General features: G+C 61.3%; 23 protein-coding genes and 1 tRNA gene. 16 read left to right on the top strand and 8 right to left on the bottom strand.

Annotation, left to right across the window (positions count from 1 at the left end; genetic code table 11):
* Positions 1–11 precede the first annotated feature (11 nt).
* Positions 12–437 (top strand): hypothetical protein, encoded by a 426-nt coding sequence (locus Y88_RS00760; RefSeq protein ID WP_008065236.1) that lies wholly within the window; start codon positions 12–14, stop codon positions 435–437.
* A gap of 19 nt (positions 438–456) precedes the next feature.
* Here Y88_RS00760 and Y88_RS00755 read toward each other — a convergent pair whose 3' ends face one another.
* The 3 genes from Y88_RS00755 to Y88_RS00745 all read right to left on the bottom strand — a co-directional run bounded on the left by Y88_RS00755 (position 457) and on the right by Y88_RS00745 (position 1732).
* Entirely contained in the window at positions 457–708 is a 252-nt protein-coding gene (locus Y88_RS00755; RefSeq protein WP_026166793.1) for a hypothetical protein, read from the bottom strand.
* Positions 709–754: 46 nt separating this feature from the next.
* Complete coding sequence (locus tag Y88_RS00750; RefSeq protein ID WP_008065234.1) at positions 755–1105, bottom strand: YigZ family protein; 351 nt, start codon at positions 1103–1105, stop codon at positions 755–757.
* A 72-nt stretch (positions 1106–1177) separates the two neighbouring features.
* On the bottom strand, positions 1178–1732 hold the full coding sequence (locus Y88_RS00745) for a flavodoxin family protein (RefSeq protein WP_008065231.1): 555 nt from the start codon (positions 1730–1732) through the stop codon (positions 1178–1180).
* A 195-nt stretch (positions 1733–1927) separates the two neighbouring features.
* Here Y88_RS00745 and Y88_RS00740 point away from each other — a divergent pair, with 195 nt between their 5' ends.
* Positions 1928–2311 carry a winged helix-turn-helix transcriptional regulator gene (locus tag Y88_RS00740; protein WP_008065227.1) on the top strand — a complete coding sequence of 128 codons (384 nt, stop codon included), beginning with the start codon at positions 1928–1930 and terminating at the stop codon, positions 2309–2311.
* A 73-nt stretch (positions 2312–2384) separates the two neighbouring features.
* On the opposite strand, the gene Y88_RS00735 is transcribed toward Y88_RS00740, so the two are convergent.
* The 4 genes from Y88_RS00735 to Y88_RS00720 form a co-directional block, all read right to left on the bottom strand.
* Complete coding sequence (locus Y88_RS00735; RefSeq protein ID WP_008065225.1) at positions 2385–4508, bottom strand: xanthine dehydrogenase family protein molybdopterin-binding subunit; 2124 nt, start codon at positions 4506–4508, stop codon at positions 2385–2387.
* Entirely contained in the window at positions 4505–4978 is a 474-nt protein-coding gene (locus Y88_RS00730; protein ID WP_232280869.1) for a (2Fe-2S)-binding protein, read from the bottom strand. The genes Y88_RS00735 and Y88_RS00730 overlap by 4 nt, the downstream gene beginning before the upstream one ends.
* A gap of 102 nt (positions 4979–5080) precedes the next feature.
* Positions 5081–5512 carry a hypothetical protein gene (locus tag Y88_RS00725; protein WP_008065220.1) on the bottom strand — a complete coding sequence of 144 codons (432 nt, stop codon included), beginning with the start codon at positions 5510–5512 and terminating at the stop codon, positions 5081–5083.
* Positions 5513–5976: 464 nt separating this feature from the next.
* The gene (locus Y88_RS00720) at positions 5977–7347 is read right to left on the bottom strand and encodes a glutamine synthetase family protein (RefSeq protein ID WP_018075313.1); all 1371 of its coding nucleotides are present in this window, start codon (positions 7345–7347) and stop codon (positions 5977–5979) included.
* Positions 7348–7569: 222 nt separating this feature from the next.
* On the opposite strand from Y88_RS00720, the gene Y88_RS00715 reads away from it, so the two are divergent.
* The 10 genes from Y88_RS00715 to Y88_RS00670 all read left to right on the top strand — a co-directional run bounded on the left by Y88_RS00715 (position 7570) and on the right by Y88_RS00670 (position 19709).
* Positions 7570–9039: an aldehyde dehydrogenase gene (locus tag Y88_RS00715; RefSeq protein WP_008065210.1), complete on the top strand. Its 1470-nt coding sequence runs from the start codon at positions 7570–7572 to the stop codon at positions 9037–9039.
* A complete protein-coding gene (locus Y88_RS00710) occupies positions 9036–9785 on the top strand; it encodes a gamma-glutamyl-gamma-aminobutyrate hydrolase family protein (RefSeq protein ID WP_008065208.1) in 750 nt (249 codons plus the stop codon). Before Y88_RS00715 ends, Y88_RS00710 begins: the two co-directional genes overlap by 4 nt.
* Positions 9786–9831: 46 nt before the next feature.
* A complete protein-coding gene (locus Y88_RS00705) occupies positions 9832–10704 on the top strand; it encodes an ABC transporter permease (RefSeq protein ID WP_008065206.1) in 873 nt (290 codons plus the stop codon).
* On the top strand, positions 10704–11558 hold the full coding sequence (locus Y88_RS00700) for an ABC transporter permease (protein WP_008065205.1): 855 nt from the start codon (positions 10704–10706) through the stop codon (positions 11556–11558). The genes Y88_RS00705 and Y88_RS00700 overlap by 1 nt, the downstream gene beginning before the upstream one ends.
* Positions 11558–12697: an ABC transporter ATP-binding protein gene (locus Y88_RS00695; protein ID WP_008065203.1), complete on the top strand. Its 1140-nt coding sequence runs from the start codon at positions 11558–11560 to the stop codon at positions 12695–12697. The genes Y88_RS00700 and Y88_RS00695 overlap by 1 nt, the downstream gene beginning before the upstream one ends.
* A 25-nt stretch (positions 12698–12722) precedes the next feature.
* Positions 12723–14051, top strand: a complete 1329-nt coding sequence (locus Y88_RS00690) for an NAD(P)/FAD-dependent oxidoreductase (RefSeq protein ID WP_008065200.1) — start codon at positions 12723–12725, stop codon at positions 14049–14051.
* Between the two features lie 51 nt (positions 14052–14102).
* A complete protein-coding gene (locus Y88_RS00685) occupies positions 14103–15446 on the top strand; it encodes a glutamine synthetase family protein (RefSeq protein ID WP_008065198.1) in 1344 nt (447 codons plus the stop codon).
* Positions 15447–15528: 82 nt separating this feature from the next.
* On the top strand, positions 15529–16593 hold the full coding sequence (locus Y88_RS00680) for a polyamine ABC transporter substrate-binding protein (protein ID WP_008065196.1): 1065 nt from the start codon (positions 15529–15531) through the stop codon (positions 16591–16593).
* A 389-nt stretch (positions 16594–16982) separates the two neighbouring features.
* Positions 16983–19439: a TonB-dependent receptor gene (locus Y88_RS00675; RefSeq protein ID WP_008065194.1), complete on the top strand. Its 2457-nt coding sequence runs from the start codon at positions 16983–16985 to the stop codon at positions 19437–19439.
* Positions 19440–19632: 193 nt separating this feature from the next.
* Positions 19633–19709, top strand: a tRNA-Met gene (locus Y88_RS00670).
* Between the two features lie 68 nt (positions 19710–19777).
* On the opposite strand, the gene Y88_RS00665 is transcribed toward Y88_RS00670, so the two are convergent.
* Positions 19778–20797 carry a tyrosine-type recombinase/integrase gene (locus Y88_RS00665; RefSeq protein ID WP_232280868.1) on the bottom strand — a complete coding sequence of 340 codons (1020 nt, stop codon included), beginning with the start codon at positions 20795–20797 and terminating at the stop codon, positions 19778–19780.
* A gap of 385 nt (positions 20798–21182) precedes the next feature.
* On the opposite strand from Y88_RS00665, the gene Y88_RS00660 reads away from it, so the two are divergent.
* From Y88_RS00660 to Y88_RS19745, 4 genes are all read left to right on the top strand, one after another.
* A complete protein-coding gene (locus Y88_RS00660; RefSeq protein ID WP_018075315.1) occupies positions 21183–21575 on the top strand; it encodes a helix-turn-helix domain-containing protein in 393 nt (130 codons plus the stop codon).
* Between the two features lies 1 nt (position 21576).
* Entirely contained in the window at positions 21577–21978 is a 402-nt protein-coding gene (locus Y88_RS00655) for a hypothetical protein (RefSeq protein WP_018075316.1), read from the top strand.
* A gap of 135 nt (positions 21979–22113) precedes the next feature.
* The gene (locus Y88_RS00650; protein ID WP_081458621.1) at positions 22114–24885 is read left to right on the top strand and encodes an SNF2-related protein; all 2772 of its coding nucleotides are present in this window, start codon (positions 22114–22116) and stop codon (positions 24883–24885) included.
* Between the two features lie 4 nt (positions 24886–24889).
* The gene (locus tag Y88_RS19745) at positions 24890–26449 is read left to right on the top strand and encodes a GcrA family cell cycle regulator (protein WP_050805604.1); all 1560 of its coding nucleotides are present in this window, start codon (positions 24890–24892) and stop codon (positions 26447–26449) included.

The raw sequence follows: 26449 nt of genomic DNA, 5'->3' as shown, positions 1-26449 counted from the left end.
GGGGGGCGACCATGGCACGACAGAAACGGAATCGAACCAAACTCTGCGGCGTAACCGTTCTCTGGCTGATCGGCGCCAGACTGACGGTCGCCCTGGCTTCGATACTGATCGTTGCCCTGCTCGTCTTCCTGCAGCACCCGCACGGCGCTGCCGAAGCGACAAAAGCGGCCCAACATGTCGCGCTTTCGCTCGCACCGACGCTCGCGATCCTGGCATGGTCGGTACGGATCGCAATCGTGATCCTCGTTCGCAAGGGCATGTTGCCCGGAACGCAATTTCCCGATGACAGCGCAGACCTCGTCGCCGTCTTTGCCGAGCCGATCCCGGCCCCGGCCCGCCGCAACCCATCGACCCCATCCGCTCCCGCAGCGGCAGTTCCCTTGACAACGGGGCCCAAACCCTTCGGGCGCCGTCGCTCTCTGGTCATCGAAGAATAAGCCTGCGTGCCTTTGCACCTCAGTGCAGGCTTTCCTTTTCGGCGTTCAGTCGTTCCACCAGCTTTTCGATATCCTCGGGATTGAGAATCCAGGTCCGCGTCTTGCGTCCCTCGCGAAAAGTCGGGCGCGTCAGCAGCACGCGGGCCTGTTCCTTGGCGAACGGCTTGAAAATGGCGAAATGCATCACGCATTCGCGGATCGTGCCGATGATCGGCGTCTTGCCGTCAAGGTCGATAAGCGTGGCGGGCTGATCCCAGGGAATATCCAACATCATGTGATCCTACCGGCTCTTGCCCTCTCGGCAAAGCCTCCGTCTCTCAGGCGATCGCGTCCAGATAGGCTCTCACCGCCGTCTGCACATGGCGGAACCGATCCCCGCCAAGGTGTTTGCCGCCATACCAGCGCGTCACCACGACGAGATGATCCTTCAGCCCCTCACGCTCGAGCATTCTCAAAATGATCATGCCCGCGCCGCTTTCGCCGTCATCGTTCTTGACCTGCCCTTCGCCACAGATCAGGCCCCAGCTGTTGTGCGTGGCCTTGGCGAATTTCTTCGTCTTGCGCAGTTCGTCGATCAACGCGCGTGCTTCGGCCGTCGATCCGCACGGCGCACCCGACACGGCATACTTGGACCCGCGATCGGACAGGATGTTATCAAGGACGAGCATCAGGACAGGCTTAGCCTGCCTGCCCGCCCGCGTCGACCGGGCCGGGGATTTCCCCCGACCCGACCGGGACCATCAGCCCTTGAGCTTGGCCGCGATGCCTGCGACCCGTTCGCCATAGAGCACGGCCGTGTCGAGATCGCCCTTGTGGACTTCGTCGACCGACGCATCGGCAGGCGAGCGCACGAGCAGGCCGACCGAGCCGCCCAGATTGTTGAGATCGGCCGAAGTCGATGCCTTGGTGTTGGACGGCGGCGTACCGAGGCTGACCCAGATGCCGCCATGCTGCGAAGCCAGCGTCTGCAAGGTGATCAGCGCCACCTGCTTGTCGCCGTTGGGGCTTGCCGAATTGGTGAAGCCCCCAAAGACCTTGTCCGCCCACTGGCGCGTGAACCAGGCCTTGGACGTCGCGTCGGCGAATTTCTTGAACTGCCAACTGACATTGCCCATGTAAGTCGGCGCGCCGAAAATGATCGCGTCGGCTTCGTTGAGTGCGGTCCATTCCGCTTCTGCGATTTCGCCTTCCGGGCTGATCGCGACAAGTTCCGCGCCCGCGCCGCGAGCGACATGTTCGGCCACCACTTTGGTGTGGCCATAGCCCGAATGATAGACAACAACGATCTTGGCCATGATGTTCCTCGTCAAGGGAAACGAATGAGGGGAGCTTCGCCGACCTGTTCGGCAAGGCTCTTGGGGGTAACGACACCCGGCCCGCACCGTCTTGCGGCCCAGCCCCGGTCGCCCAAGGTTTCCATTGGAAACCAGGTGTCGTTTCGATAGATAGCGAGCCCCTCGCCCTCCGGTAAGAAGGCACCTTGCCGTAACATGGTTACCTCGACGAAACCGCCCTACGACGTCTACGACGCCAATTGCCCCGCCCGGCAGGTACTCGACCGCCTGAGCGACAAATGGGCCTTGCTCGTGCTCGATCGACTGAGAGGCGGCCCGTTGCGCTTCAACTCGCTGCGCCGGAGCATCTCTGGCGTTTCGCAGAAAGTCCTGTCGCAAGTGCTCAAGCGGCTCGAACGCGATGGCCTCATTTCCCGTCAGGTGTTCCCGACCGTACCGGTTTCGGTCGAATATGCGCTGACCTCGCTGGGCGGAACGCTGACCGCGACGGTCGAACTGCTGACCCATTGGGCCGAAACCAACATGGCCGCGATCGAGGCTGCGCAGGCCCGTTACGACGCCTCTCTCGCGCTGGCCTGATCCTGCGGATATGAAAAAAGGGGGGCGGTCGCAGGACCACCCCCCTTTTTCGCAATCCCGGCTTTCGCCGCAATCAGGCCTTCTGCAATTCCTTTTGCAGGGGCAATGACCGCAGCCGCTTGCCGGTCGCGGCAAAGACCGCATTGGCAAGCGCTGGAAAAATGATCGCGTTGGGCGGCTCGCCCATGCCGCCCGGCTTCTCGCTGCTTTCGATAATCGTGGCGTGGATCACCGGCGCCTCGTTCATGCGCAGCACGCGATAGTCGTGGAAATTCGACTGCTCGACTTGTCCACCGGCAATGGTGATCTCGCCGAAAAGCGCCGCCGATCCGCCAAAGTTCACACCGCTGTCAATCTGGGCGAGAATGCCCGAGGGATTGACTGCCTGACCGCAATCGACCGCCACGGTGACCTTGCGCACGGTGATCTGCTTGTCGCTGTCGACACTGACTTCGGCAACGGCGGCCATGTAGGTGTCCCAGACGTGCAGGACCGAAACGCCGCGTCCGATCCCGGCCGCAGTCTTTTCGCCCCAGCCCGACTGGGCCCGCACCGTTTCGAGCACCGCATGGGCGCGCGGATCGCTGATCTGCGACAGGCGATAGGCGATCGGGTCCTTGCCCAGCGAATGGGCGATCTCGTCGATCATGCTTTCGATCGCAAACGTGCTGCGCAAGCCGCCGACACCACGCCACCAGCTTGTCGGTACGAGGCTTTCGACCTGCTGGAACGTCACCTTGCGCGCGTCCGCACCATAAAGCGGGTTGATCGCCCCATCGACGGCATCATCGTCGACGCCGGTGAACTTGTCACCCAGAAGACGCGCCATGATCGAGGACCCGGCGATCTTGTGCTCCCAGCTCAGGATGCGGCCATCAGCAGCCAGCCCGATATTGAAGCGGTCGGCATAGACCGGCCGATACCAGTCGTGCGCGACGTCCTCTTCACGCGTCCAGACCAGCTTGACCGGGAACGGCACTTGCTTGGCAAGATCGACGCAACGCTCGATCATGTCGGGTTCGAGCCGACGACCGAACCCGCCACCCATGGTGCGGTTGTGGATGGCGACCTTTTCCATCGGCAGCCCGAGACGCGTCGCGATCACGCTGCGCGCCTGCGAGGGGATCTGGGTGCCGGTCCACACTTCGCAATGCCCGTCCTTTACCTGGGCAACGCAATTGGCGGGCTCCATGGTGGCATGGGCCAGAAACGGCTGGTGATAGGTACCGGTGAAGGTCCGCGCCGCACCCTGCCGCACTTTGTCGAGATCGCCCGACGTCGCCGCCACGAAACCGGGCTTGGCGAGCCCCGCCGTGACATTGGCGTCGATCTCTGCCTGATTGACAATGGTCCGCGAGGCATCGGCGTGCCACTGTGGCTTGGCAGCAGCCAGCCCCTGACGCGCGGCCCAAGTGTTGGTGGCAAGGACATAGACGACGTCGTCGCCCTTGATCACGCCCAGAACGCCCGGAACCGCCCGCGCTGCCGCTTCATCGACACCGGCGAGCTTGCCGCCGAAGACCGGGGATTGCGCAAGCGTCGCATAGCGCATGCCCGGCAGGATCACGTCGATCCCGTATTCGACTTTGCCGCGCGCCTTGGCATCGCCATCAAGACGCCGGAAAGGCTTGCCCACCACGGCATAGCTGCTCGTGGGCAGAACCGGCGCATCCTTGGGCAAAGGCGCAGCAGCCGCATCGGCAACGAGCGCAGCATAAGGCAGGCTGCGGTTGCTCGTCCGATGAACGATCGTCCCTTCGTGCGCGGCGCATTCACCGGCAGGTACGCCCCACTTCTTCGCCGCGACCGCGATCAGGGCGACGCGTGCTGTCGCGGCGGCTTCGCGCAAGGGCTGCCAGAGTTCGCGGATCGAAGTCGAGCCGCCGGTTTCCTGCGTGATCGGGGCGAAACGCGCCGCATCGCCATCGGGAATCGACACTTTGACGTCGCCGGGGCGAACCGCGAGTTCTTCGGCCGCGAGCATGACGATCGCGGTCATGATCCCCTGCCCCATCTCGGTCTTGGGCAAGGCGACCCCGACATGGCCTTCACCATCGACGCTGAGCCAGGCATTGGGCGCAACGGCAGCAGGCGTCGCCGCGCGCGTGCGGCTGGCGCCGATCGCGACAGGAACCATCAGCGCCCCGGTCAGGACGCCGGTCGCCGAAAGGACACCGCGACGGGTTGCAGTGATCATGCCTTTTCCTCCGCATGGATCTGGGCCGCGCGATGGACGGCGGCACGGATACGGGGATAAGTGCCGCAGCGGCAGATGTTGCCACTCATACCGGCGTCGATGTCCGCATCATCGGGATGGGCATTTTCCTTGAGCATGGCCGCCGCCGCGATGATCTGGCCGGGCTGGCAATAGCCGCACTGGACCACGTCGACTTCGTTCCATGCCGAAAACAGCGCCTTGCCCAGCGGCTGATCGGCCAGTCCCTCGATCGTGGTGATCGAGCGACCGACGGCATCGCCCGCCGGCGTCTGGCACCCGAACACGCGCACGCCATCGAGCAGAACGCTGCACGCGCCGCACAGGCCGACCGCGCAGCCGTATTTGGTTCCCGTCAATTGCGCGACATCGCGCAGGAGCCAGAGCAGCGGCATTTCCGGCGGGACGTCGAACGTACGCCTTTCGCCGTTGATGGTCAGGGTGACAGCCATGATTTCCCCCATGGGTTCTTGAAGCGTGATTTCTTGAAAACTTTGTCCGGCATCACGCCAGCCTGCGGCCCGTCCTGTCAAGGGGCGGGACCGCAATTGCCCTCAAAACGGAAGCGGCTCCAGGTCCGGTTCGACCCAGCCGCGCCGGGCCTCGAGCGAAAACAGCGTGTCCCGGTTCCAATGGGCAAGCAACCAGTCCGATTTGCCGAAAGCCGATGCCATCAGTCCGGCCAGAACCTCTTCGAGCGGAGCCTCCGTGTCCACCTTGGCCAGGCAGGCTTGTGCCGCCCGGATCGAGGCGCAGGTAATGGTGTGGTGATACCCGCCTGTATCGGTGTTCTCGCCGCCGACCGCCTCGTTATAGGTCATGATCAAAGGGCGCATCGCTTCGGGCGTCGCCAGATCGGGACGGTGCCTGGCCAGCCACAGGGCTGCGGCAAAGTGCCCCTCGTGCGTCCATTCCGCTTTCGGCAGAGTCCGGTCGAGAAACGCAAGCGTGTGCCGCTCGATCTCGGCTGTGGATGAAAGCGCCATGTTTCCCCCCAAACTCCCCCTTGGCGACCACAGGAAGGATAAACACCCCAGGTGGCGCCTGGGAAAGGTCTAGCCCCCTTTCCCGGCACCACCTGCAACAGGTCCCGTGTTGGGCCCCGCCGCGTCGCACGGGGCCGAGCGTCCCGTCCTTGCCGGTCGGAACCCATGTGGCGGAACGATCCGATGCAGGACCGATCCCTCGCGAAATCGGATCGTCGCAAATGCTGCAAGCGCGGCGAACCGTTTCGTTCGAGGCGTCGATAGCGGCAGCGATGCAATCATCGCCGATCCGGGTCGTCCGCACTCAAGACAGCACGAGCAAGTGACTCTGCCATCACAGTGGCCATGCGAGTACCACAACGGTTGCCCGGATACAGCCCTTGGCAGGGCTTGACGCCACCCTTGTACAACAAATGTACAACAAAGATGACCGGGATTAGCGCGACTGATAGCCGCGCCCCCTCTTACAGCAGCGGCAGATAGGTTTCGTATTCGAAACGGTCGATGTGGCTGAGGAATGCAGCGCGATCCTGCCGCTTGCACGCGACCACGATGTCCCGCAGCCGTTCCCCGAAAATGTCAGCGGCCAATGCCGAACCGGCGAAGCGTTCGATCGCCGCTCCCCATTCGACAGGCAAAGGTGCACCCGCGCCGGGATTGAGCGGATCCTGCGGCGGCGGCGGCATCTGCCCCGCCTCGATCCCCTGCAACATGGCCCCGAGCATGGCTCCGAGCGCGAGATAGGCATTGACGTCCGCACCCGAAATCCGGTGCTCGATCCGCGTCGCCTTTGCTCCGCCACCGACTTTCGCGCCATCGATCACACGGATTGCGGCCGAACGGTCATCATGCCCCCACCCGGCCGAAACCGGCGCATGGGCGTCGGGACGGAAGCGACGGAACGAATTGGCGTTGGGCGCAAAAGCCAGCATGGTTTCCGGCATCGCCGCGACCAGCCCCGCCACCGCATGGAACAGCGCAGGCGCGGGCGCCCCGGTTTCCGCGTCTGCCAGCACGTTGGCGCCCGAGGCATCATTGACACTGGCGTGAATGTGCATCCCGCTGCCCGAAGCCTCGCCATAGGGCTTGGCCATGAACGTCGCGCCCAGCCCATGCTGCGCCGCAAGTCCGCGCACGATCCGGCGCAGCAACATGGCATCGTCAGCCACTGCCAGCGCGTCCGCGCGATGCAGAATGTTGAGCTCGAACTGTCCCGGTCCGGCCTCGCTGATGACCCCGTCGGCGGGAATGCCGATCCCGTGGGCCGCCGCAAGGATCGCATCGATCAGAGCCTGATGATCGGCCAGCGCACTCGTCGAAAGCGTGTCGTTGCGGCGCCAGCTTGCCGCGCCGCCGCCCGAAGGGGGAACCGGCACACCGTTGTCCAGCCGGTAGAGATAGAATTCAAGTTCGACCGCCACGACCGGCGTCAATCCGCGCGCGGCATAACGCCCCACGATCGTTTCGAGCGCGCCGCGCGGATCGGCAACCGCCGGCGCCCCATCCCCGTCGCGCAACGACAGGAACGCCTGCGCCACTTTGTCGCCAAGCCAGGGAACAAGCGCGAAACGCCCCGCCACCGGAAAGCCGACCCCGTCCGGATCCCCGGTTCCGAAGGCAAGTCCCGCCTCGGCAACGTCGCAGCCCCAAACGTCCTGCGCAAAGACGGACAACGGGATAGGCAACCCCTTGGCATCGACCGATCCGGCCTTGTCGCGTGCCAGCCACTTGCCCTTGACCGCCCCGGCCACGTCGAACACGAACGCCTCGACGCGATCGACTTGCGGGTGCGCGGCCAGAAACGCCGCCAGCGATGCCTGTTCATCCGTACTCATGCTGCGATCACATATGCGATCCCCCAAAGGCTGTCCAGACCGGCCCAGCCGCGCCCGAGCCCATCCAAACCCCCGCAATTCAGGCACTTCCTGTCCCCGCAATTGCGGACGTCGCAAAAAGGTGGTCAGCCCGCGCAATCAAGGCAGTTGCACTGACGGCCTTGGTGGTTATGAAGTTCGCCACCCTAAGATCACAGTTAGGATTCGGAGATCGCACACCGCATGACTGCCCTTCCGACAGATGTCTCGCCGCTGGCCGTGATCGGAGCGTCCCGCCGCGCGGCATCCGATGGCGCGGTCCTGCCCACGATCAATCCCGCAACCGGAACCGTCCTTGCCGAATTGCCCGCGTGCGGCGCGGTGGAAATCGATGAAGCGGTATCCGTTGCCCGCGCCCGGTTCGAGGCCGGATCGTGGCGAGACATGGCCCCGCGCCAGCGCAAGGCCGTCATGCTGCGCGTCGCCGACGGCCTTGCCGCACGCGCCGAAGACTTCGCTCTTCTTGAAACGCTCGAGAGCGGAAAGCCGATTTCCGACACCCGCGCGGTCGATGTGCCGCTCGCGCTCAACACCTTGCGCTACTATGCCGAGGCGATCGACAAGATCCACGGCGAAGTCGGCCCCTCCGGCCCCGATCGCCTCTCGTGGGCCGTCCACGATCCGCTCGGCGTCATCGGCGCGATCGTCCCGTGGAATTTCCCGCTGCACATGGCGATGTGGAAAATCGCGCCCGCCATCGCGATGGGCAATTCGGTGGTGGTCAAGCCGTCCGAGCTGACTTCGCTGACCACGCTCCATTTCGCCGCCGTGGCACTCGAAGCGGGCCTGCCCGAAGGCGTGCTCAACATCGTTCCCGGAACCGGAGCACTGGCCGGTTCGGCACTGGCCCGTCACAACGACGTCGACATGATCACGTTCACCGGGTCCGGCCCGGTCGGACGCCAACTCATGCACGATGCCGCCGACAGCAATCTCAAGCGCGTGAGCCTCGAACTGGGCGGCAAGTCGCCGCATATCGTCTTTGCCGATTACCCCGACCTCGACCGCGTGGCCGAAGCCGCCGCCTGGGGCATCTTCTACAACCAGGGGCAAGTCTGCACCGCAGGCTCGCGGCTTCTGGTCGAACGGTCGATCCATGCCGACTTCGTCGCGCGTCTCGTCAAGGTTGCCGAAACGATCCGCCCCGGCAATCCGCTCGATCCGGCAACGCGTCTGGGCGCGGTCATCAGCGAAAAGCAGATGAACGGCGTGCTCCACCGCATTGCCGGGGCCCAGCGCGAGGGCGCCGACCTGATCCTGGGCGGGCGACAGGCCCTGAAGGAAAGCGGCGGGTTCTTTCTCGAACCAACGATCTTCGACCACGTCGCGCCGACGAGCGCACTGGCACGCGAGGAAGTCTTCGGACCGGTTCTTGCCGTCATTCCCTTCGACACGCCCGAAGAGGCGCTGCACCTTGCCAACGACACCGAATACGGCCTCGCCTCGGGCCTGTGGACCGGATCGATGGCACTGGCCAACCGCTTCGCCCGGCAATTGCGCGCAGGCCTCGTATGGATCAACGGCTGGGATGCCTGCGACATCACCATGCCGTTCGGCGGTTTCAAACAGTCCGGTTTCGGACGTGACCGCAGCCTCCATGCGCTCTACAAATATGCGGACCTCAAGTCGATTTCGGTGAGTTTCCCTCAATGAGCCGTCCCCTGCTCGGAATTGTTGCCTGTACCCGCGAAGCCGATGGAGAAACGATCCATCGCGTAATCGACCGCTATCTGCGCGCTCCGGCGACATGGTCGGGCGTCGATGTCGTTCTCGTCCCCGCGCTCGGGGCCCTCGCCGACCAGCGCAACCTCGCCGCACGGCTCGACGGCCTGCTCCTGACCGGCAGCACCTCCAATCTTGAACCCTGGCGCTATGGCGCGAGCGGGAACAACGGCCCGTTCGACCCGGCGCGCGATGCGACCAGCCTGACGCTCGCGAATGTCATGCTCGACGCGGGCAAGCCCGTGTTCGGCATCTGCCGGGGATTTCAGGAACTCAACGTCGTGTTCGGCGGCACGCTGCAACATCTTCCCGCCGACCAGCAGGTCGCGCATCATGCGCCCGCCGGCGTCTCGACCGAGGAGATGTTCGCGCACAGTCATCCGGTGACGCCGGTTCCGGGCGGCATGATCGCCTCGGCTCTGGGCGAACGTCCGCTGACCGTGAACTCGGTGCATTTTCAGGCCGTGGACCGGCTCGGCAACGGCCTTGCCGCCGAAGCCCACGCCCCCGACGGCCTTGTCGAAGCCTTTTCGGCGACCATGGGCAAGGCGCGCCTGCTTGCCGCGCAATGGCACCCGGAATGGGACGCCGACCGCAACCGCGCCTCGCGCTGGTTCTTCACCGCACTGGGCGAGGCCATGGGCGCAAACCCGCTGCAAAGCGCCGACGCCGCGTGATCGGCCCCGAAAACCCGAGGAAGCCGCACAAGATGCTGGGGGGCGCATGACCGACAAGACCAGTCACATTTCAGGGGGAAGCTCGGGCGCGTTCTGGGCCGTGTCCCTGGCCCCGATCGTGTGGATCGTGCTGTTTTTCGTAGTGCCGCTGTCGGTGATCTGGAGCTACAGCTTCGGCCGCACGCTGGGGCTGACCGAAGTGGCGGTGACCGGGACGCTCGACAACTATGTCCGCGTGTTCGATCCGGTCTATCTGCTGATCTTCGCCAAATCGCTGACGTTCGCGGCAATCACGACGGCGATCTGCCTGATCGTCGGCTTTCCCTATGCGCTGGTCATGACCTTTGCCACGCCGCGCGGAAAGATCCTGCTGCTGCTGGGCATCATGCTGCCGTTCTGGACCAACCTCTTGGTGCGCACTTATGCGCTCATGGCGGTCATGCGGACGGAAGGGTGGATCAACGACGGCCTCGGCCTGCTCGGGATTGGCCCGGTCGAAATGCTGCACACCAATTTCGCGGTCGTGACCGGCCTCGTCTACGTCCATCTGCCCTTCATCGTGCTGCCGCTGTTTTCGACGCTCGACCGGCTCGACCGTTCGCTGATCGAAGCCAGCCTCGATCTTGGCGCGGGACATCTGCGCACGATTTTCCAGATCGTGGTGCCGGTGGTACTGCCCGGCATTCTCTCGGCCGTGCTGCTCTGCTTCATTCCTGCGCTCGGCTCGTACCTTACCCCCGACCTGCTCGGCGGCCCGGACAGCCAGATGATCGCCAGCGTGATCGAGCGGCAGTTCAAGCGGGCCAACGACTGGCCTTTCGGCGCCGCGCTCTCGTTCATGCTCATGTACCTGACGCTTGCGGCCATGGTCTGGCGCGCATGGTCCGACCGCCGCGCCGGACGGAAGGAGGCGCACTGATGGCCCTGTTCGGCAAGAAACCCGGCGACAAGGGACCGCTCGACTATGCCAACCGCTGGCCGCTGCGCCTGTGGGTCGGTGCGGTACTGCTGTTCCTCTACCTCCCCCTCGCCAGCCTCGTGCTGTTCAGCTTCAATGATTCCCGCCGGACCATCCGTTGGGAAGGTTTCACCGTCGACTGGTACGGCAAGATGATGGGCGATGATGCCCTCATCAGCGCCTTTGCCAATTCGCTGACCATCGCCGCGATCTCGACGCTGTTCAGTGTCGTGCTGGGGACGATGACCGCCATTGCGCTCTGGAGCTTCCGCTTTCCCGGCAAGGGCCTCTTCGACGGCGTGGTCACGCTGCCCATCGTCGTTCCCGAAATCTGCATGGGTGTCGCCATGCTGGTCTTCTTCGGCACGATCGCGCCCTGGCCGCACGATCTGGTCTGGCCTTTCGATCTCGGCGCGATCACGATCGCCCATATCACGTTCAGCTTTCCCTTCGTCGCGGTCGTGGTGCGGGCACGGCTTGCCTCGTTCAATCGCGAGATGGAAGAAGCCGCGCGCGATCTGGGCGCGAGCGAACTGGGTGCCTTGCGCGACGTGCTGCTGCCCCATGTCCGCCCGGCGCTGATTTCCGGCGCACTGCTGGCTTTCACGCTCAGCCTCGACGACTTCGTCATCACCTTCTTCACGGCCGGGCCGAACACCGTGACGTTCCCGGTGAAGATCTATTCGATGGTGCGTTTCTCGGTCACACCCGAAGTCAACGCGGCCTCGACCGTGCTGATGGCGATCACGGTTGCCCTCACTCTTATCGGCATGAAACTGCAGGGGCGCGACATCGCCCAGATGGAAGGTCATTGATGTCCACTTCGCCCTCCCCGCTTTCGGGCAAGACCCTGATCCGCTTTGAAAACGTGAGCAAGCGGTTCGGCAGCTTCATTGCCGTCGACAATGTCAGCCTCGACATCGAGGCGGGCGAGTTCTTCTCGCTGCTCGGTCCGTCGGGTTGCGGCAAGACGACCTTGCTGCGCATGCTTGCAGGCCTTGAAACCCCGACCGAAGGACACATCCTCATCGATGGTGTCGACATGGCCGGGATCCCGCCCAATCGCCGCCCGGTCAACATGGTGTTCCAGTCCTATGCGGTGTTCCCGCATATGAACGTCGCCGACAATGTCGCCTACGGGCTCAAGATCGACAAAGTGCCCAAGGCCGAACGCGACGCCCGCGTTGCCGAGGCGCTGGCTCTGGTCAAGCTCAGCGACTTTGCCCATCGCCGCCCCGACCAGCTTTCGGGTGGGCAGCGCCAGCGCGTCGCCCTTGCCCGTGCTCTGGTCAAGCGGCCCAAGGTGCTGCTGCTCGACGAGCCGCTGTCCGCGCTCGACGCCAAGCTGCGCGACGCCATGCGTGCCGAACTGGCGCAGATCCAGCGCGATGTCGGCGTGACATTCGTCATGGTCACTCACGATCAGGACGAAGCGCTGGCCATGGCCAGCCGCTGCGCCCTGATGAACCGGGGCACCCTGCAACAAGTGGCCGCGCCCGGCGATCTCTACGAATATCCCGCCAACCGCTTCGTTGCCGACTTCATCGGCACGATCAACCTGTTCGAAGGCACGCTTTCGACCGACGAGCCGGACCATGCGGCGGTGACGACTGCCGCGCTCGACGCCCCGATCCATGTGAACCACGGCGTGACCGGCGCGCCCGATGCGCGCGTATGGGTCGGCATCCGGCCTGAAAAGATCGCGATGACCCCGCTCGACGCGCCGCGCCCGACCGGACCGGAGGCCCTGCCCCAGGCCAATGTCACCTCGGGTATCATCGTGACGTCGGCCTATCTCGGCTCGGTCACGCTCTATGACGTGGAAACGGCGACCGGAACGATCGTCAAGGTTTCCTCGCCCAACGGCGAACGCTCGGCCAATCCGGCGCTGCCGACCGGCACTTCGGTCTGGCTGCACTGGACGCCGACGGCTCCGGTTGTGCTTGTAAACTGACACGAACGCGCGTCATGGTGCATCCATGACGACGCGGCATTTCCCCGATCGGGCAGGCCCCAGCGGTGAGGACACGAGGCGCCATCCTGCCTCTTATTATGCCGCGACGCTCGATACCGACATCGCGGCCCCGCGGCTTGAGCAGGATACGACGGCCGACGTCTGCGTGATCGGCGGCGGGTTCACCGGGCTGGGCGCAGCGCTTGCTCTCGCCCGCGCGGGAAAAAGCGTCCGACTGGTCGAGGCTGGCCCGATCGGTTGGGGCGCGTCGGGTCGCAACGGCGGACAAGTCCATCTCGGCTGGAACAAGGACCAGCAATGGCTCGCCGAAAGACTGGGCGAACCGGCGGCCCGACGGCTGTGGGACGTCGCCCTTGCCGCCCGCGCCTTCCTCGACACCCTCATCGACAGCGATCCAGACCGCTGCGACTTTCGCGCCGGGCACATCCATGCCGATCACAAGGCGCGCTACGTCGCCCTGACGCACGAGCATGTCCGTTTCATGCGCGAAGCCTATGGGCACGAGGCGCTGACCCCGCTCAGCCGCGATGCCATGCGCGCCATGGTCGACAGTCCGGCCTATCACGGGGGCAGCCTCGACATGGCCGGGGGCCACCTCCACCCGCTCAAGCTGGTGCGGGCCATGGCGCGCCTTGCGGTCGCTGCAGGAGCGCGGCTCCATGGCCACAGCCCCGCGCGCTCGATCACCCCGACGCCCGACGGATGGGCGGTCGCAACACCTCTCGGAACGATCCGCGCGGGGCAAGTACTGGTCGCGGGCGGCGGTTATGCCAAGGGTCTGCTGGGTGAGATCGACGCCCGTGTCCTGCCCATCAACAACTATATCGCCACGACCGAGCCACTTGATCCCGTGCTTGCCGCGCGCCTGATCGCGGGCGGCCACTCGGTCTCCGATTCCCGTTTCGTGGTCCACTATTTCCGTGTTACACCCGACCATCGCCTGCTGTTCGGCGGCGGTGAAACATATGGCTACCGGTTTCCCCGGGATATCGCGGGATTTGTGCGACCGCATCTTGAACGCATCTATCCGCAACTGGCGGGTGTTCCCCTTGCCCATGCATGGGGCGGGACGCTTGCCATCACGCCTTACCGCCTTCCCTGTGCCCGAGAAGTTCGTCCTGGCCTCTGGTCGCTGAGCGGCTATTCCGGCCTTGGCGTCGTTCTCGCGCCTTTCCTCGGCGCGGCACTGGGTGAAGCGATGAGCGGACGGGGCAATGCCGCGTTCGACTGCCTGCGCCTCCTGCCCGCGCCTCGCTTCCCCGGGGGGCGCTGGCTGCGCTGGCCGACACTGGTTGCGGCCATGAGCTTCTTTGCTCTGCGCGACCGGATCTGACCGACACACGCCCCCGAAACCGACCGACGAATCCAACCGAGTTCACACATCATGACCCAGCAATTCGCCGAATGGATCCGCGCCAAAGGTATCAGCGAAGTCGAATGCATCGTGCCCGACATCAACGGCGTTCTGCGCGGCAAAGTCTTTCCCGCCGACAAGTTCCTCTCATCGGTCGGAAACATGAGCCTGCGCCTGCCCTCCAGCGTCTTTTCTGTCACCATCACCGGTGATTACGCCGATACCGACGCCGACGACTTCCTCTATCGCGACCCCGATGTCACCCTGCAGCCTGACTTGCGCTCGATCTGCGTCGCACCGGGCTTCCGCACGCCAACCGCATTCGTCGTCGCCGATGCGTTGCACCGCGACGGCACCCCCTTCGAAATCGCCCCCCGCTATGTCCTGCAACGCATACTCGACCGATTTTCGGATATCGGTTGGACCATGGTGGTCGCACCCGAACTCGAATTCTATCTCACCGAAATCAATCCGGACCCCGACCTGCCGATCCAGCCGCCGCGCGGGCGCTCGGGCCGCGCGGAAAGTTCGCCCCAGCCCTACGGCCTTGAATCGGTGACCGAGTACGAGGACATCATCGAGGAAATCTACGACAACTCGGAAACCGCCTCGCTTCAGCTCGACACGATGATCCACGAAAGCGGGACCGCGCAGCTGGAGATCAATTTCAACCACGGCGAACCTGTCGCGCTGTGCGATCAGGTTATCATCTTCAAGCGCATTGTTCGCCAGGTCGCCCTGAAGCACGGCGTCTATGCCACGTTCATGGCCAAGCCGATGGAATCCCAGCCGGGCAGCGCCATGCACCTGCACATTTCCGCCCAGAATGATCGCGGTATCAATCTGTTCGGCACGGAAGCAGGCATTACCGAGGATTTCCGCCATTTTGTCGGCGGCCTGCAACGCTACCTTCCCGAAATCGCGCCGCTCTTTGCGCCCAACGTCAATTCGTTCCGCCGCATGCGCCCGGCCCACAGCGCACCCATCAATGTCCAATGGGGCCACGACAACCGTTCGTGCGGATTGCGCATCCCGGTCAGCAATATCGCCAATACCCGGATCGAAAACCGCCTGCCCGGCGCCGATTGCAATCCCTATATCGCCATCGCAGCAAGCCTCGCCGCAGGCTTCATCGGGTTGCGCGACCGGATCGAACCCTTGCCCCTCATCACCCGCAACGCCTATCTCGAGGAACGCACGCTTCCGCGCAATCTCGATGCCGCGCTTAAACAGATGATGGCCTGCGAACCGGTCATGGAATTGCTCGGCGAAGGCTTCATCCGCGCCTTTTACGAGATCAAGATGAACGAATTGTCCGCTTATGACGAAGTCATCAGTTCGTGGGAGCGCGACCACCTGTTGCTCAAGGCCTGAATTCCTGCTCATGGCGACAAACGGTCGCGTCGAGGGGGCGCGACCGCAGGACAGCACAAGACGACAAGGGAGCCTCCGATCGATGAAGCGATCACGCCGCAATTTCCTCAAGGATATCGGCCTTGCCGGGATCGGCATCAGCTTCACCGGGGCGCTGGGTGCCTGTTCGCATCGTGGCGGACGGACGCTCAATCTCTACACCTGGGACACGTACATCGGCAAACACACCCTGCCGGATTTCGAAAAGGCGGCAGGGGCCCACGTCAACATCAGCCTCTTTGCCAACAATGACGAGCTTTTCGCCAAGCTGCGTGACGGCAATCCCGGCTATGACGTGATCGTGCCGTCCAACGACTTCGTCGAACGGCTGCACCAGATCGGCGCACTGGCCGACATCGACCATGCCAAAGTGCCCAACCTTGCCAATATCGACCCGCGCTTTCTCAACCCGCCGTTCGATCCGGGACGCAAGGTCTCGGTGCCCTATACCTGGATCGTCACCGGCATCGGCTATCGCAAGTCCAAGGTCGACGGTGTTCCCGACAGCTGGAAATGGGTGCTCGATTCCGATCGATACAAGGGACGGATCGGCCTGCTTGCCGAAGCGAGCGAACTGTTCGAGATCGGCACCAAGTATCTCGGCCTTCCCGCCAATACCGCCGACCCGGCAACGATCGCGCGGGTTCAGGCCATGCTGCTCAAGCAAAAGCCCAACATCGCAACGTTCCACGACGACAACGGACAGGATCTGCTGCTGGGCGGGGACATCGACCTTGTCATCGAATACAACGGCGACATTGCGCAAGTGATGCGCGAGGACAAGGATCTGGCCTTCGTCGTGCCGAAGGAAGGCGGCATTCTGGCCAGCGACGGCTTGTGCATTCCCAAGGGCGCGCCCAATCCCGACCTTGCCCACGCCTTCATCAATTTCGTGCTCGACGCGCACAACGGCGCGCACATCGCCGAAACGATTCGCTATCCGACGCCCAACAAGGCAGCCCTTGCCCTGATGCCGCCCGATTATCGCGACAGCCCGGTGATCTTCCCTCCGGCCGACGCGCTCGCGAAGTGCGAATACTCCCGGTACAAAGGGCTACAAGTCCAAGCTGCCTACGAAGACGCGATGACCCGCGTTCGCGCCGGTTGATCACAGCCTTCCGAAGCCGGTTTCGCAAGGCTTTCGATCTCAATAAAGATCACAGATGATACCGATGCGGCCCCCACCCCAGGGGCCGCATGCGTCTGCGCGTTACCGCCGGGCGTGCCCAAGAGGCCACAATATCCGCAAAAATACCGACAAAACGCCGCCTGAAACCCGTGACTTTTTGAACACACCGGCACGCTTGATGGCGTGATCTCAACAAGGCGTTTGACAATTTGATACATCCAAGGTGATGTCGGCGGGACAGTCTGTGATCCCTGATTGGAAACAGCCTTTAAAACAGGATGTTATTTCAATCGACGCGATCGAACGCTCACCACTGGGCGAACGGAACGCAAGGGATGCAGTCAGCACGGACCGAGGGGGTTTCTTCAATGTACCGTTCACATCACCGACAGGCCCGCAAGTGGCTTCTGGGCGCCGCCACGAGCCTGACCGCTCTCGCGCCGATCGCCGCCTATGCGCAGGAAGGAACCTCGTCGGTTCCCGCCGATCCGGCGACCGAAGCAAGCGCCAAGTCGCAGGGGCTGGGCGAAATCGTCGTGACCGCGACCCGCCGTCAGGAAAGCATTCAGAAGGTTCCGATCAGCCTTCAGGCCCTGAGCGCCGAAAAGCTCGAACAGCGCCAGGTGCAGAGCTTCGCGGACTATGCCGCCCTGCTCCCCAGCGTCAGCTTCGCATCGCTCGGCCCGGGTCGTTCGGACCTCTATTTCCGCGGCATCTCGTTCGACAGCGAAGGCGCGGGCGACACCTCGCAGCTTTCGGTTGCCGGCATCTATCTCGACGAAATCCCGCTGACGACCGCCGGGCGCATGCCCGAAGTGCACGTCTATGACATGCAGCGCGTCGAAGCGCTTTCGGGTCCGCAGGGTACGCTGTTCGGTTCTTCGTCGCTGTCGGGCACGCTGCGCCTGATCACCAACAAGCCCAAGCTCGGCAAGATCGAGGGCGGCTTCGACATCGAAGGCAACAAGTACGACAAGGGTGGCTTCGGCACCGTCGACGAAGGCTTCCTCAACATCCCGGTGACGGACAACGTCGCCGTGCGCATCGTCGGCTTCTACGACCACCAGGGCGGCTACATCGACAACAAGCCCGCCACGCACACCTACCCGATCTATGGCGCCGATTCTTCGAGCGAAAGCGGCTACAGCCAGACCGGCAGCTATACGATCAACAACCGCAATGTGGCGCAGAACAACTTCAACACCGTCGACGAATACGGCGGCCGCATCTCGGTCCTGGTTCAGGAAGGCGACTGGACCTTCATGCCCCAGTACGTCTACCAGTATCTCGATGCCAAGGGTTCGTTCAACTACGACCCCAAGGTCGGCGACCTTGCCGTGCATGACTTCAGCCCGACCGAAAACCGCGACGCGTGGATGCAGGCCGCGCTGACCATCAACGGCAAGGTGGGCGATTTCGACGTGGTGTCCTCGACCGGCTATTTCCACCGCCGGATCAAGAACTCGAACGACTACACCTATTACACCGTCGCCTACGACACGCCGGGCAACACCTCGTCGATCTGGTTCCACAACAGCGACGGGTCGACGATCAACCCGACGCAGGAATACCACGGCGACAACACCTACAACAAGTTCACGCAGGAAGTGCGCATCTCGGTGCCCAAGTCCTGGCCGTTCAGCCTGACTGTCGGCGGTTTCTACCAGTGGCAGAAGAAGAGCATCAACGAAGATTACTCGATCGCCGGCATCAGCGGCTCGTCCGACGGACAGCAGTCCTACCTGCGTCGTGACGCTTTCTATCTGACCGAAGTCGATCGCACCTATCAGGACTACGCGCTCTTCGCCGAAGGCACCTACGAAGTCGTCCACAACCTCAAAGTCACCGGCGGCGTCCGCCTGTTCCGCGCCAAGAACAAGGCCATCGGCTTTGAAGGCGTGGCATCGACCGCACAGGATGCAGGTTGCGCCGTCCCCTTCACCGCACCGCGCCTCGAAGCTTGCGACAACGTCTCGGTGGCGCACCCCTACAGCGAAGGCGGCGAAACCCACAAGGCGAGCGTCTCGTACCAGATCCGCCCCGACAAGATGGTCTACTTCACCTATTCGACGGGCTTCCGTCCGGGTGGCAGCAACACCATCGCGCCGGACCATCCGTACAAGGCCGATACGCTCTCCAACTTCGAAATCGGTTTCAAGACCGGTTGGGGGCGCCACTTCCGCCTGAACGCAGCCGCCTACTATGAAAAGTGGAAGGGCGTTCAATACTTCGTGGTCCCGGTCGGCTACAACGGCAACGGCCTGACCCTGAACGCGGGCGACGCACGCGTCTATGGTATCGAAGCCGACTTCGACCTGCGCTTCGGCGGCTTCTCGCTGTCGGGTTCGGGCTCGTACAACGACGCCAAGCTCGCCACCGACTTCTGCGCTCTCACTTCGTCCGGCAGCACCGAGCAGTTCAGCTCGTGCGCCGGCGACGCGGACAAGACCGCTGCTGCCAAGGGCACCCGCCTGCCCCGCCAGCCGCGCTTCAAGGGCCAGATCCAGGCGCGTTACGAGTACAAGATCGGTGAACTCGGCTCGTTCCTGCAGTTCGCAGCGAACCACCAGTCCTCGTCGACGTCGAACCTCGACACACTCAAGGACACGCTGCTCGGCGACGTTCCGGGCTTTACCAGCGTCGACTTCTCGACCGGGATCAGCAAGGACAAGTGGAGCGTCCAGTTCTACATCGACAACATCGCCGATAAGCGCGGTCAGCTGTCGCGCAACACCTTCTGCGCGATCGAAGTGTGCTCGGACTCGACCCGCACGTACACGATCAAGCCGCGCATCTTCGGCCTGAAGTTCTCCAACCGCTTCTGATACCCCGCCCCGGAACGCCGCCATACCGGCCGTTCCGGGGCACTTTCCGCAAGGGGCTCCACGTTTTCCACAGCCCCGCCAGAATATTGCGTAAAATACCAAAAAACCCGATTGACCCCGTCGCCCCACCCGCCTAAGAGCGCGGCCTGCCCGGCGACGAGGATAGATCCGAAGCGCCAAAAGCGGCCCATGTGGCGGAGTAGCTCAGCTGGTTAGAGCAGCGGAATCATAATCCGCGTGTCGGGGGTTCGAGTCCCTCCTCCGCTACCATAAAAACAATAACTTAGGTCCATCGCGATCCCTCCAGATCAGGGCCAGTTTACAAACTCTGTAAACCGCTAGGCGCTGAGGCGCTCCACCATCGACACAATGACACGTGCTTCATCGACGTATCGGCTGCGAATTTCGCTGATCCGTTTGGCCGTCCAGCCAATGGTTCGCGCGATCTCTTCATCGGTCAGCCCGCGCATGGCGAGCCAGGTTGCATAGGTCCCACGCAGGTCGTGCATGGTGCGGTCGAAGCCATCAGGTTTGGCCTTCTGGAACACGCTTCCCAGTCCGCTTTCGGTCCAAGGCTCGCCGCGACTGTTTCTCAGGATTGGGCCTGCCCCAGTGCCAATGGAGTCTAGCAACCCGCGAAGGTCAGGGAGGATTGGTATGATGGCTCGCCCTTTGCGCTTTCGGGTGGTCAGGATGATGGCCTTTTCTCCTACGTCTTCCCAGGCAACGCGAACCAGATCTCCCAATCTCAAGCCGGTTAGGCTCGCAAGGCGCAGGGCGCGATCCAGGTGGTCGGAATAGAGGGAGCGACCATTCTTGTCCTTGCTGCCTCGCATGGCCTCCCAGTGCCTGTCCTCCCAGATTTGGTCGGCTTTGTTGACATGATGGAGTTGTCGAATCCCAGTCGCAATGTTGACCGGGAGGATGCCTTCGCCCTGCGCCCAGCCAAGAACGGTGGCCATTGTGACGCTTGCTTTGTCGGCGGTGCGCGGCTGATCTGCCCACGTGTTGCGCCAATCGATGATCTCGGTGCGCATGCGCTGATCTTCAAAGGCAGCGATTGGCGCTTGGCCGAATTTTTCGCTGATGCGATCCAGCCACAGACGGTAATCTCGCTTGGTGCTCTCGGCCAATTTTGAGAATTCGGGACTTTGGCGATAGCGATCCAGAACATCGTCAAGGGTTGCAAGTGCCCCCTTGGTTGGGGAACGGGCCTTCTCTGCCTTCATGATGAGGGCCAGATCGACCACCGGCCGCTCGCCAAATGCCTTGTGGATGCAGGGCCCGCCACGCCACGCATAGACGTACCATATGCAGCCTTTGGCAGATCGCTTACCGACTATGTGCAGTCCGGTCACGACCCTGGTCTTTTGCCTTCCACGCATCGAATGCACTTCCAACTGGTTGGGTGGTCGGGGGGATGAAGGTGACGCCATCGGCGCGAATGTCGACGCCAGCGGCCGTGTGGCCCAAGCTGGTCCACCAGTCATAGGCTTGCTGAATTTCTGCCAATGGCACCAATCTGCGGCGTGAAGTCATTTCAGGGCTCCAATACTGGCAGTCGCGAGCCGCATTTCGACGCTCGATGAAGGCAGGCCGCACATCGAAGCACACGCAAAAGCACTGTTTGCATGAGCGCATCTCCTGTTGTATTTTACAGACATTCATCTGTAAAAAGTTTACATAAGTGTGTTAACTCACATATGTGAGATTCGTCAAGGCCCTTGGAAGGGGAATTTTTGGATGAGCATCGGAGGGCGAATTCTGGAGATCCGAAAGGCACTCGGCCTGAACCAAGCCGATGTCGCCTCGGAGCTTGGGATTTCGCACGGGGCGCTGGTGAATTATGAAAAGGGGCTGCGAGAGCCGCCTGCCAGCGTCATTCTGGGCTTCGCAGAGCGCTATAAGGTAAGCGCTGCATGGGTTTTGACTGGTGAGGGCCGACCGGATCAAGCCGGCCTCGATGAAGCATATGCGCGCTCAATAGAAACCGCTTGGACTTATCTAAGTCGCGGCGGTGACGATGTCGAAAAAGAGGCTTTGGTCAAGCTCGGGGGGGCCTTGTTTCAATATCTTCTTGAGCATGGCGAGATCAGTCCTGCGATGAGTGAGAAAATTTTTGCGTTGAGCGCTTGATATGATTGAAGATCGACTGACATCGATTACTGATGAGCGCTTGCTTGTGGCCTTGAAGGAAGTGAATCCTCCAATTGAAAAATTGATGGCCGATCGATTTGAGCTTCGGCAAGAAATGCGTCGCAAGCAGGCAGAGCTTGATGCGGAGCGTCAGCGTGTGAAAGAAATGCACTTCCTCACGTTTGAAGAGATTCCCCAAAGCTTGGCCTTCGCCAAGCGCACAGTTTTGTTAATTGCATCACTCTCCTTATTTGCCTTGATCATCGCCTACTTTTCAAAAATATTTGAAATCAAAACCATATCAATTATCTTCATCTCGCTCCTTTTGCCGATATGGCTTATAGATAGGGCGGAGGGGAAATTTGGCCGAATTTCATTATTTCGGTTTTGGTCGAAGAAATAAGAATTTATCTGATTTTTCAAGTGGGTGAGAGCTTTGTACACTTCTCTTCAAGCGCATTATCAGGCTCATAAAATCACCCTGGCAGGTGTCGATGATAGTGCATTTACACGGTCATTGACCTCCGCAAGAGTTCAGATGAACCCTCACCAGGTTGACGCAGCTCTGTTTGCGCTCAAGTCTCCGCTTTCAAAGGGGGTGCTGCTGGCAGATGAAGTCGGTTTGGGCAAAACCATCGAGGCCGGCTTGGTACTATCACAGCGCTGGGCCGAACATCGGCGGCGAATGATTTTGATTGTTCCCGCCTCGCTTCGAAAGCAATGGCAGCAAGAACTCTACGAGAAATTTTCGCTTCGCAGCGAGATCATCGAAGCGACCACCTATCGTGCGTTACGGCAGGCTGGAAATCGCCGACCGTTCGAAGCTGTGGATGGCATTGTCATCGTCTCGTATGAATTTGCCGCCCGGAAAGCTGATGATTTGCGACAAGTCCGCTGGGATTTGGTGGTTTTCGATGAAGCTCATCGCCTTCGCAACGTCTATCGCAAGGGGGGCTCTGCCCGAGCGAAAGACCTCAAAGATGCCCTGCAGGATCACTTCAAGATCCTGCTAACCGCAACGCCGCTTCAGAACTCATTGATGGAGCTATACGGCATCATCTCAATAATTGATGATGAGCACTTTGGCGGCGAAAATGCATTTCGGGCACAATATGCAGGTAGTGGCGCATCGTCAGCAGCGTTGGACGTTCTCCGCGACAGGCTCAAGCCCATTTGTCACCGGTCGCTGAGGCGGCAGGTGCAGGAAGCTGGTCACATCAGCTTCACGAAGCGAAATGCGAAGACTTTTCATTTCGATCCCTCGCAGCCGGAGCGAGATCTCTATGAGCAGCTTTCGACTTTTTTGAAACGCACGGATACAGTTTCATATGGGGACCGCGCTAACCAGTTGGTCGTTTTGCAAGTTCGGAAGATCTTGGGTTCCTCAAGTTTCGCAGTTGCCAAATATCTCGAAGCACTGATTGAGCGGTTGCAGCGTCGAAAAGCTGCATCCTTGAGCATGACGGATGATATTGAGGATTTTGGTACGACAATCGAGGAATCCGATCAGGACCAAGATGAGGACGATGATGTCCATATCACGCCTGAGATGATCGAGGCGGAAATCCTTGAGCTGCAAAGCTATCTTGCACTTGCCCAATCCATTGCCAAGAATGCCAAGGGCGAGGAACTGCTCAAGCGTCTGCCGCAGGTCATGGATGAGATCCATGCGAAGGGCGGCACAAGAAAGGCAGTAATTTTTACTGAAAGCGTTCGAACCCAGCGTTACCTTCGGGATTTGCTGGATACGCACGGCTATGCAGGCAAGGTCGTGTTGATGAATGGCTCCAATTCTGATGACGAAAGTCGTCGGATTTATGCTGAATGGCTCGCCCGCCATAAAGGGACGGACAAGGTTTCCGGTTCGAAGAGCGCCGATATGAAGGCGGCTATCGTAGAAGCTTTCAAAAGCGACGAGAAGGCAATCCTGATCGCCACCGAGAGCGGCGCTGAAGGTATCAATCTTCAATTTTGCTCGTTGCTGGTCAACTTCGACCTACCGTGGAATCCACAGCGTGTGGAGCAGCGTATTGGGCGATGCCATCGGTATGGGCAAAAGATCGACGTCACTGTCGTCAACATGCTCGATCTCACCAATCAGACCGAGCAGCGCATCCATGAACTTTTGAGTGAAAAGTTCCATCTGTTTGAAGGCGTTTTTGGTGCCAGCGACGAGGTTCTCGGCACTCTGATGAGCGGCGTTGACTTCGAGAAGGAAGTCTTGCGTATCGTCCAAGAGGGGCGGACGCCGGATCAAATCGAGTTTGAATTCAACGAGTTAAAATCTCGCATTCAAGATCATATCGATGCAGCATTTGAAGCCGCGCGCAACAAGTTGCTTGGCGAGATGGATGCTACCGTCGTTTCAAAGCTTCAGGATCGCGGTAAGGAATTGCAGCGCGTCGTTCCGGAATATCGCCAACGGCTACTCATGGTAGCCCATGCCGAGCTTGCCAACGCGCAATTCGATCATCCAGGTTCGGAAGTCTTCACGATCAACGGCCAGACTTACACGACCGAGTGGCCACAAGCAGACGAACGTGATTGGCAGTTTTTTCGAGTTAACGAAGGGCTGGGCGCCGAGTTGGTCGAAGCCGCGAAAAGCCGCGATCACACCGGTCAGATTGTCAAGGTCCGGTTCAAGCCGGAAAGCTTCCCATATGGCGGCCAGCTTGGCGCCGCTCGTGGTCTTGTGGGGCAGTCCGGTTGGATGCAGGTGTTCAAGGCGGTGATGCCGTCCGCCAATGCCCTGCGGGAAGAATTGCTGATCGCATGTGTTGATGACCATGGGAAACCGATCAAGGCCGAGGTGGCCGATCAATTGCTTCTTGCCCCCGCTGATGATCTGGGTGTCGAAACTCAGCAACCGGACGAGCCACGCCTTTCGGGCATCCGAGATGGGCTTTTTGGCAGCTTTTCTGACCGCGTATTCAAGGAAAATGAGGCATGGCTTGAGGCAGAGAGTGACCGGCTCGATCGGTATGCAGCGGACGTTGAGGTCGAACTCGATGCGCAAATTGCTGCGCTGGAAGCCGAGATCAAAGACTTGAAAAAGCAGAAGCGTGCGGCTGATGCCTCTATGCAGGACAAGATTGAAATTACACGAAAAATCAAGCGGATGGAGAACGAGGTTGATGACATCAAGCTTTCCAAATTCCAGCGCCGCAAAGACGCCCGACGAAAAGTTGAGGACATGCTTGATGAATTTGCCGACCAGTTGAATCAGAAGCCAACGATTCAGCCGCTTTTCACGCTGCGGTGGACAGTGGCTGCTGGTTCAAGTCGCCCCGAAAGTGCGATGGCTGCATAACGCCATGATTCCCGAGATTGGTCAGGTCCCGATCAGCCTCGAACTCGATTTCAGTTCCTATGAAGGCGACTGGAAGCATGTCGCTGCCTTTCGTGGGCAGCGTGGCTGGCTTCTGGCAGCCCAGGCGACTATCCAAAGTGAACGGGACATTTTGAGCCGGACATTGATCGTCGCCTGCGATGATCGGGACAATGTCATCCCTTCCTGGCGAGCCCTGCACTTGACGCAATGCTCATGGAGTAGCCTCGATTATTGCTACGAAGAGCCGCCTCAGATCCTGGACGATATGCTCTGTGAGGAAGAGGGCGCCTTCTATGCCCGCTGGCAACGATCCACAAACGCGGAACTGGGGGCGTTTTATGAGCAATCTCAGCGTGAGATCGAAGCGCTTGATCGCACCGTGAAGCTGAAGTCCAGGCAACTGGATCATCAAATCGGTGTTTTGCGACAGAGACGGCGCCGGCCAGATACCAGCATAGAGGCCCAAATCGCGCTCAACGCTGTGATTGCTGACCTTGAGGCAGAAAATGACAATCTGCTTGCCCGTTATGTTGACCAGCGTAGTGCCTTGCGTCGCCGCGCCGAAGCCCAAGAAGAATTGCTTTGGCGCCGAACGGATGTGCTCATTGAGGTTGAGCCGCTCTACATGGTCCGTTGGCGTTCAGGTTATCCCAGAGCTGAGCGGGACATTGCTCCGACATGGATAGAGGGCAGCTTCTACGCGCCGGCAGCACCCGAGGCGGAGGCGCCAATTGAGGATGCCGAATCGGTCCTCGCAAAAGTCGGTGCCGCTCTTCGCGCTAATGCAGCGAAGGAAGCAGCGAAACAGATTGACCCATCCGATGATCCTCAGAGTGCCACCAAGCCATCGCCGGCTGCTCATCCAGTCAGTGCCGCGCCATCCAAGAGCGAAACGGTAGCGATACAATCTCCAACTCCGCAGACGGTCGATCAGTCCAATGGAACTTGGACGCCGACAAGGCTGGCGACGCTGAAGCAGATGTGGGCCGATGGCATTTCTGCTGATGAGATTGCCCGCACGTTGGGCGGGGTCAAGCGAAACGCAGTGATCGGCAAAGCCTATCGGCTCGGCCTGCCAAAGCGGTTGAGCGCCTCGGAACAGACGCCGCCGCAAAAGCCTTCAATCGCGATCATTAAGCCCCATGCAGTGCCCGCGATCGGCGATGATCTGGCCGTCAAGCGGGCCATGCTCGCCGCGGAACTCGAAGATTTGATCGAGCACAGTAAGAAGTTTTTCCCCGGTTCGCGGAAGTTCCTTGCCAATCAAGAGGCGCAGGCTGCGACACGCAGGGAATTGGAGTTGCTGGACCGGCGAATGGCGGCGTCAGCGGCAGTGATTGGCAATGGCTGGTCTGACGATACCGATGGCGGCCCATGGTCGGGAAAGCGGGTGGAGATGCTCAGGCAGTTGTGGCTTTCCGGGCACTCGGCAGCCCAGATTGCCGAAGTGTTGGGCGGCACGAGCCGCAATGCCGTTATCAGCAAGGCCAAGAGGTTGGGCTTGCCGTTCAAAACTCCCACCGCGGGCGAGACAATCGACTGA

The organism is Novosphingobium nitrogenifigens DSM 19370, from assembly GCF_000192575.1.
In the GTDB taxonomy this organism is placed as follows: Bacteria; Pseudomonadota; Alphaproteobacteria; order Sphingomonadales; family Sphingomonadaceae; genus Novosphingobium; species Novosphingobium nitrogenifigens.
This window is presented reverse-complemented; position numbering and strand designations above follow the sequence as displayed.

Coding starts and splice junctions, on each gene's coding strand:
- Y88_RS00760 (WP_008065236.1), top strand. CDS start 12: ATGGCACGACAGAAACGGAATCGAACCAAACTCTGCGGCGTAACCGTT.
- Y88_RS00755 (WP_026166793.1), bottom strand. CDS start 708: ATGTTGGATATTCCCTGGGATCAGCCCGCCACGCTTATCGACCTTGAC.
- Y88_RS00750 (WP_008065234.1), bottom strand. CDS start 1,105: ATGCTCGTCCTTGATAACATCCTGTCCGATCGCGGGTCCAAGTATGCC.
- Y88_RS00745 (WP_008065231.1), bottom strand. CDS start 1,732: ATGGCCAAGATCGTTGTTGTCTATCATTCGGGCTATGGCCACACCAAA.
- Y88_RS00740 (WP_008065227.1), top strand. CDS start 1,928: ATGGTTACCTCGACGAAACCGCCCTACGACGTCTACGACGCCAATTGC.
- Y88_RS00735 (WP_008065225.1), bottom strand. CDS start 4,508: ATGATCACTGCAACCCGTCGCGGTGTCCTTTCGGCGACCGGCGTCCTG.
- Y88_RS00730 (WP_232280869.1), bottom strand. CDS start 4,978: ATGGCTGTCACCCTGACCATCAACGGCGAAAGGCGTACGTTCGACGTC.
- Y88_RS00725 (WP_008065220.1), bottom strand. CDS start 5,512: ATGGCGCTTTCATCCACAGCCGAGATCGAGCGGCACACGCTTGCGTTT.
- Y88_RS00720 (WP_018075313.1), bottom strand. CDS start 7,347: ATGAGTACGGATGAACAGGCATCGCTGGCGGCGTTTCTGGCCGCGCAC.
- Y88_RS00715 (WP_008065210.1), top strand. CDS start 7,570: ATGACTGCCCTTCCGACAGATGTCTCGCCGCTGGCCGTGATCGGAGCG.
- Y88_RS00710 (WP_008065208.1), top strand. CDS start 9,036: ATGAGCCGTCCCCTGCTCGGAATTGTTGCCTGTACCCGCGAAGCCGAT.
- Y88_RS00705 (WP_008065206.1), top strand. CDS start 9,832: ATGACCGACAAGACCAGTCACATTTCAGGGGGAAGCTCGGGCGCGTTC.
- Y88_RS00700 (WP_008065205.1), top strand. CDS start 10,704: ATGGCCCTGTTCGGCAAGAAACCCGGCGACAAGGGACCGCTCGACTAT.
- Y88_RS00695 (WP_008065203.1), top strand. CDS start 11,558: ATGTCCACTTCGCCCTCCCCGCTTTCGGGCAAGACCCTGATCCGCTTT.
- Y88_RS00690 (WP_008065200.1), top strand. CDS start 12,723: ATGACGACGCGGCATTTCCCCGATCGGGCAGGCCCCAGCGGTGAGGAC.
- Y88_RS00685 (WP_008065198.1), top strand. CDS start 14,103: ATGACCCAGCAATTCGCCGAATGGATCCGCGCCAAAGGTATCAGCGAA.
- Y88_RS00680 (WP_008065196.1), top strand. CDS start 15,529: ATGAAGCGATCACGCCGCAATTTCCTCAAGGATATCGGCCTTGCCGGG.
- Y88_RS00675 (WP_008065194.1), top strand. CDS start 16,983: ATGTACCGTTCACATCACCGACAGGCCCGCAAGTGGCTTCTGGGCGCC.
- Y88_RS00660 (WP_018075315.1), top strand. CDS start 21,183: ATGAGCATCGGAGGGCGAATTCTGGAGATCCGAAAGGCACTCGGCCTG.
- Y88_RS00655 (WP_018075316.1), top strand. CDS start 21,577: ATGATTGAAGATCGACTGACATCGATTACTGATGAGCGCTTGCTTGTG.
- Y88_RS00650 (WP_081458621.1), top strand. CDS start 22,114: ATGAACCCTCACCAGGTTGACGCAGCTCTGTTTGCGCTCAAGTCTCCG.
- Y88_RS19745 (WP_050805604.1), top strand. CDS start 24,890: ATGATTCCCGAGATTGGTCAGGTCCCGATCAGCCTCGAACTCGATTTC.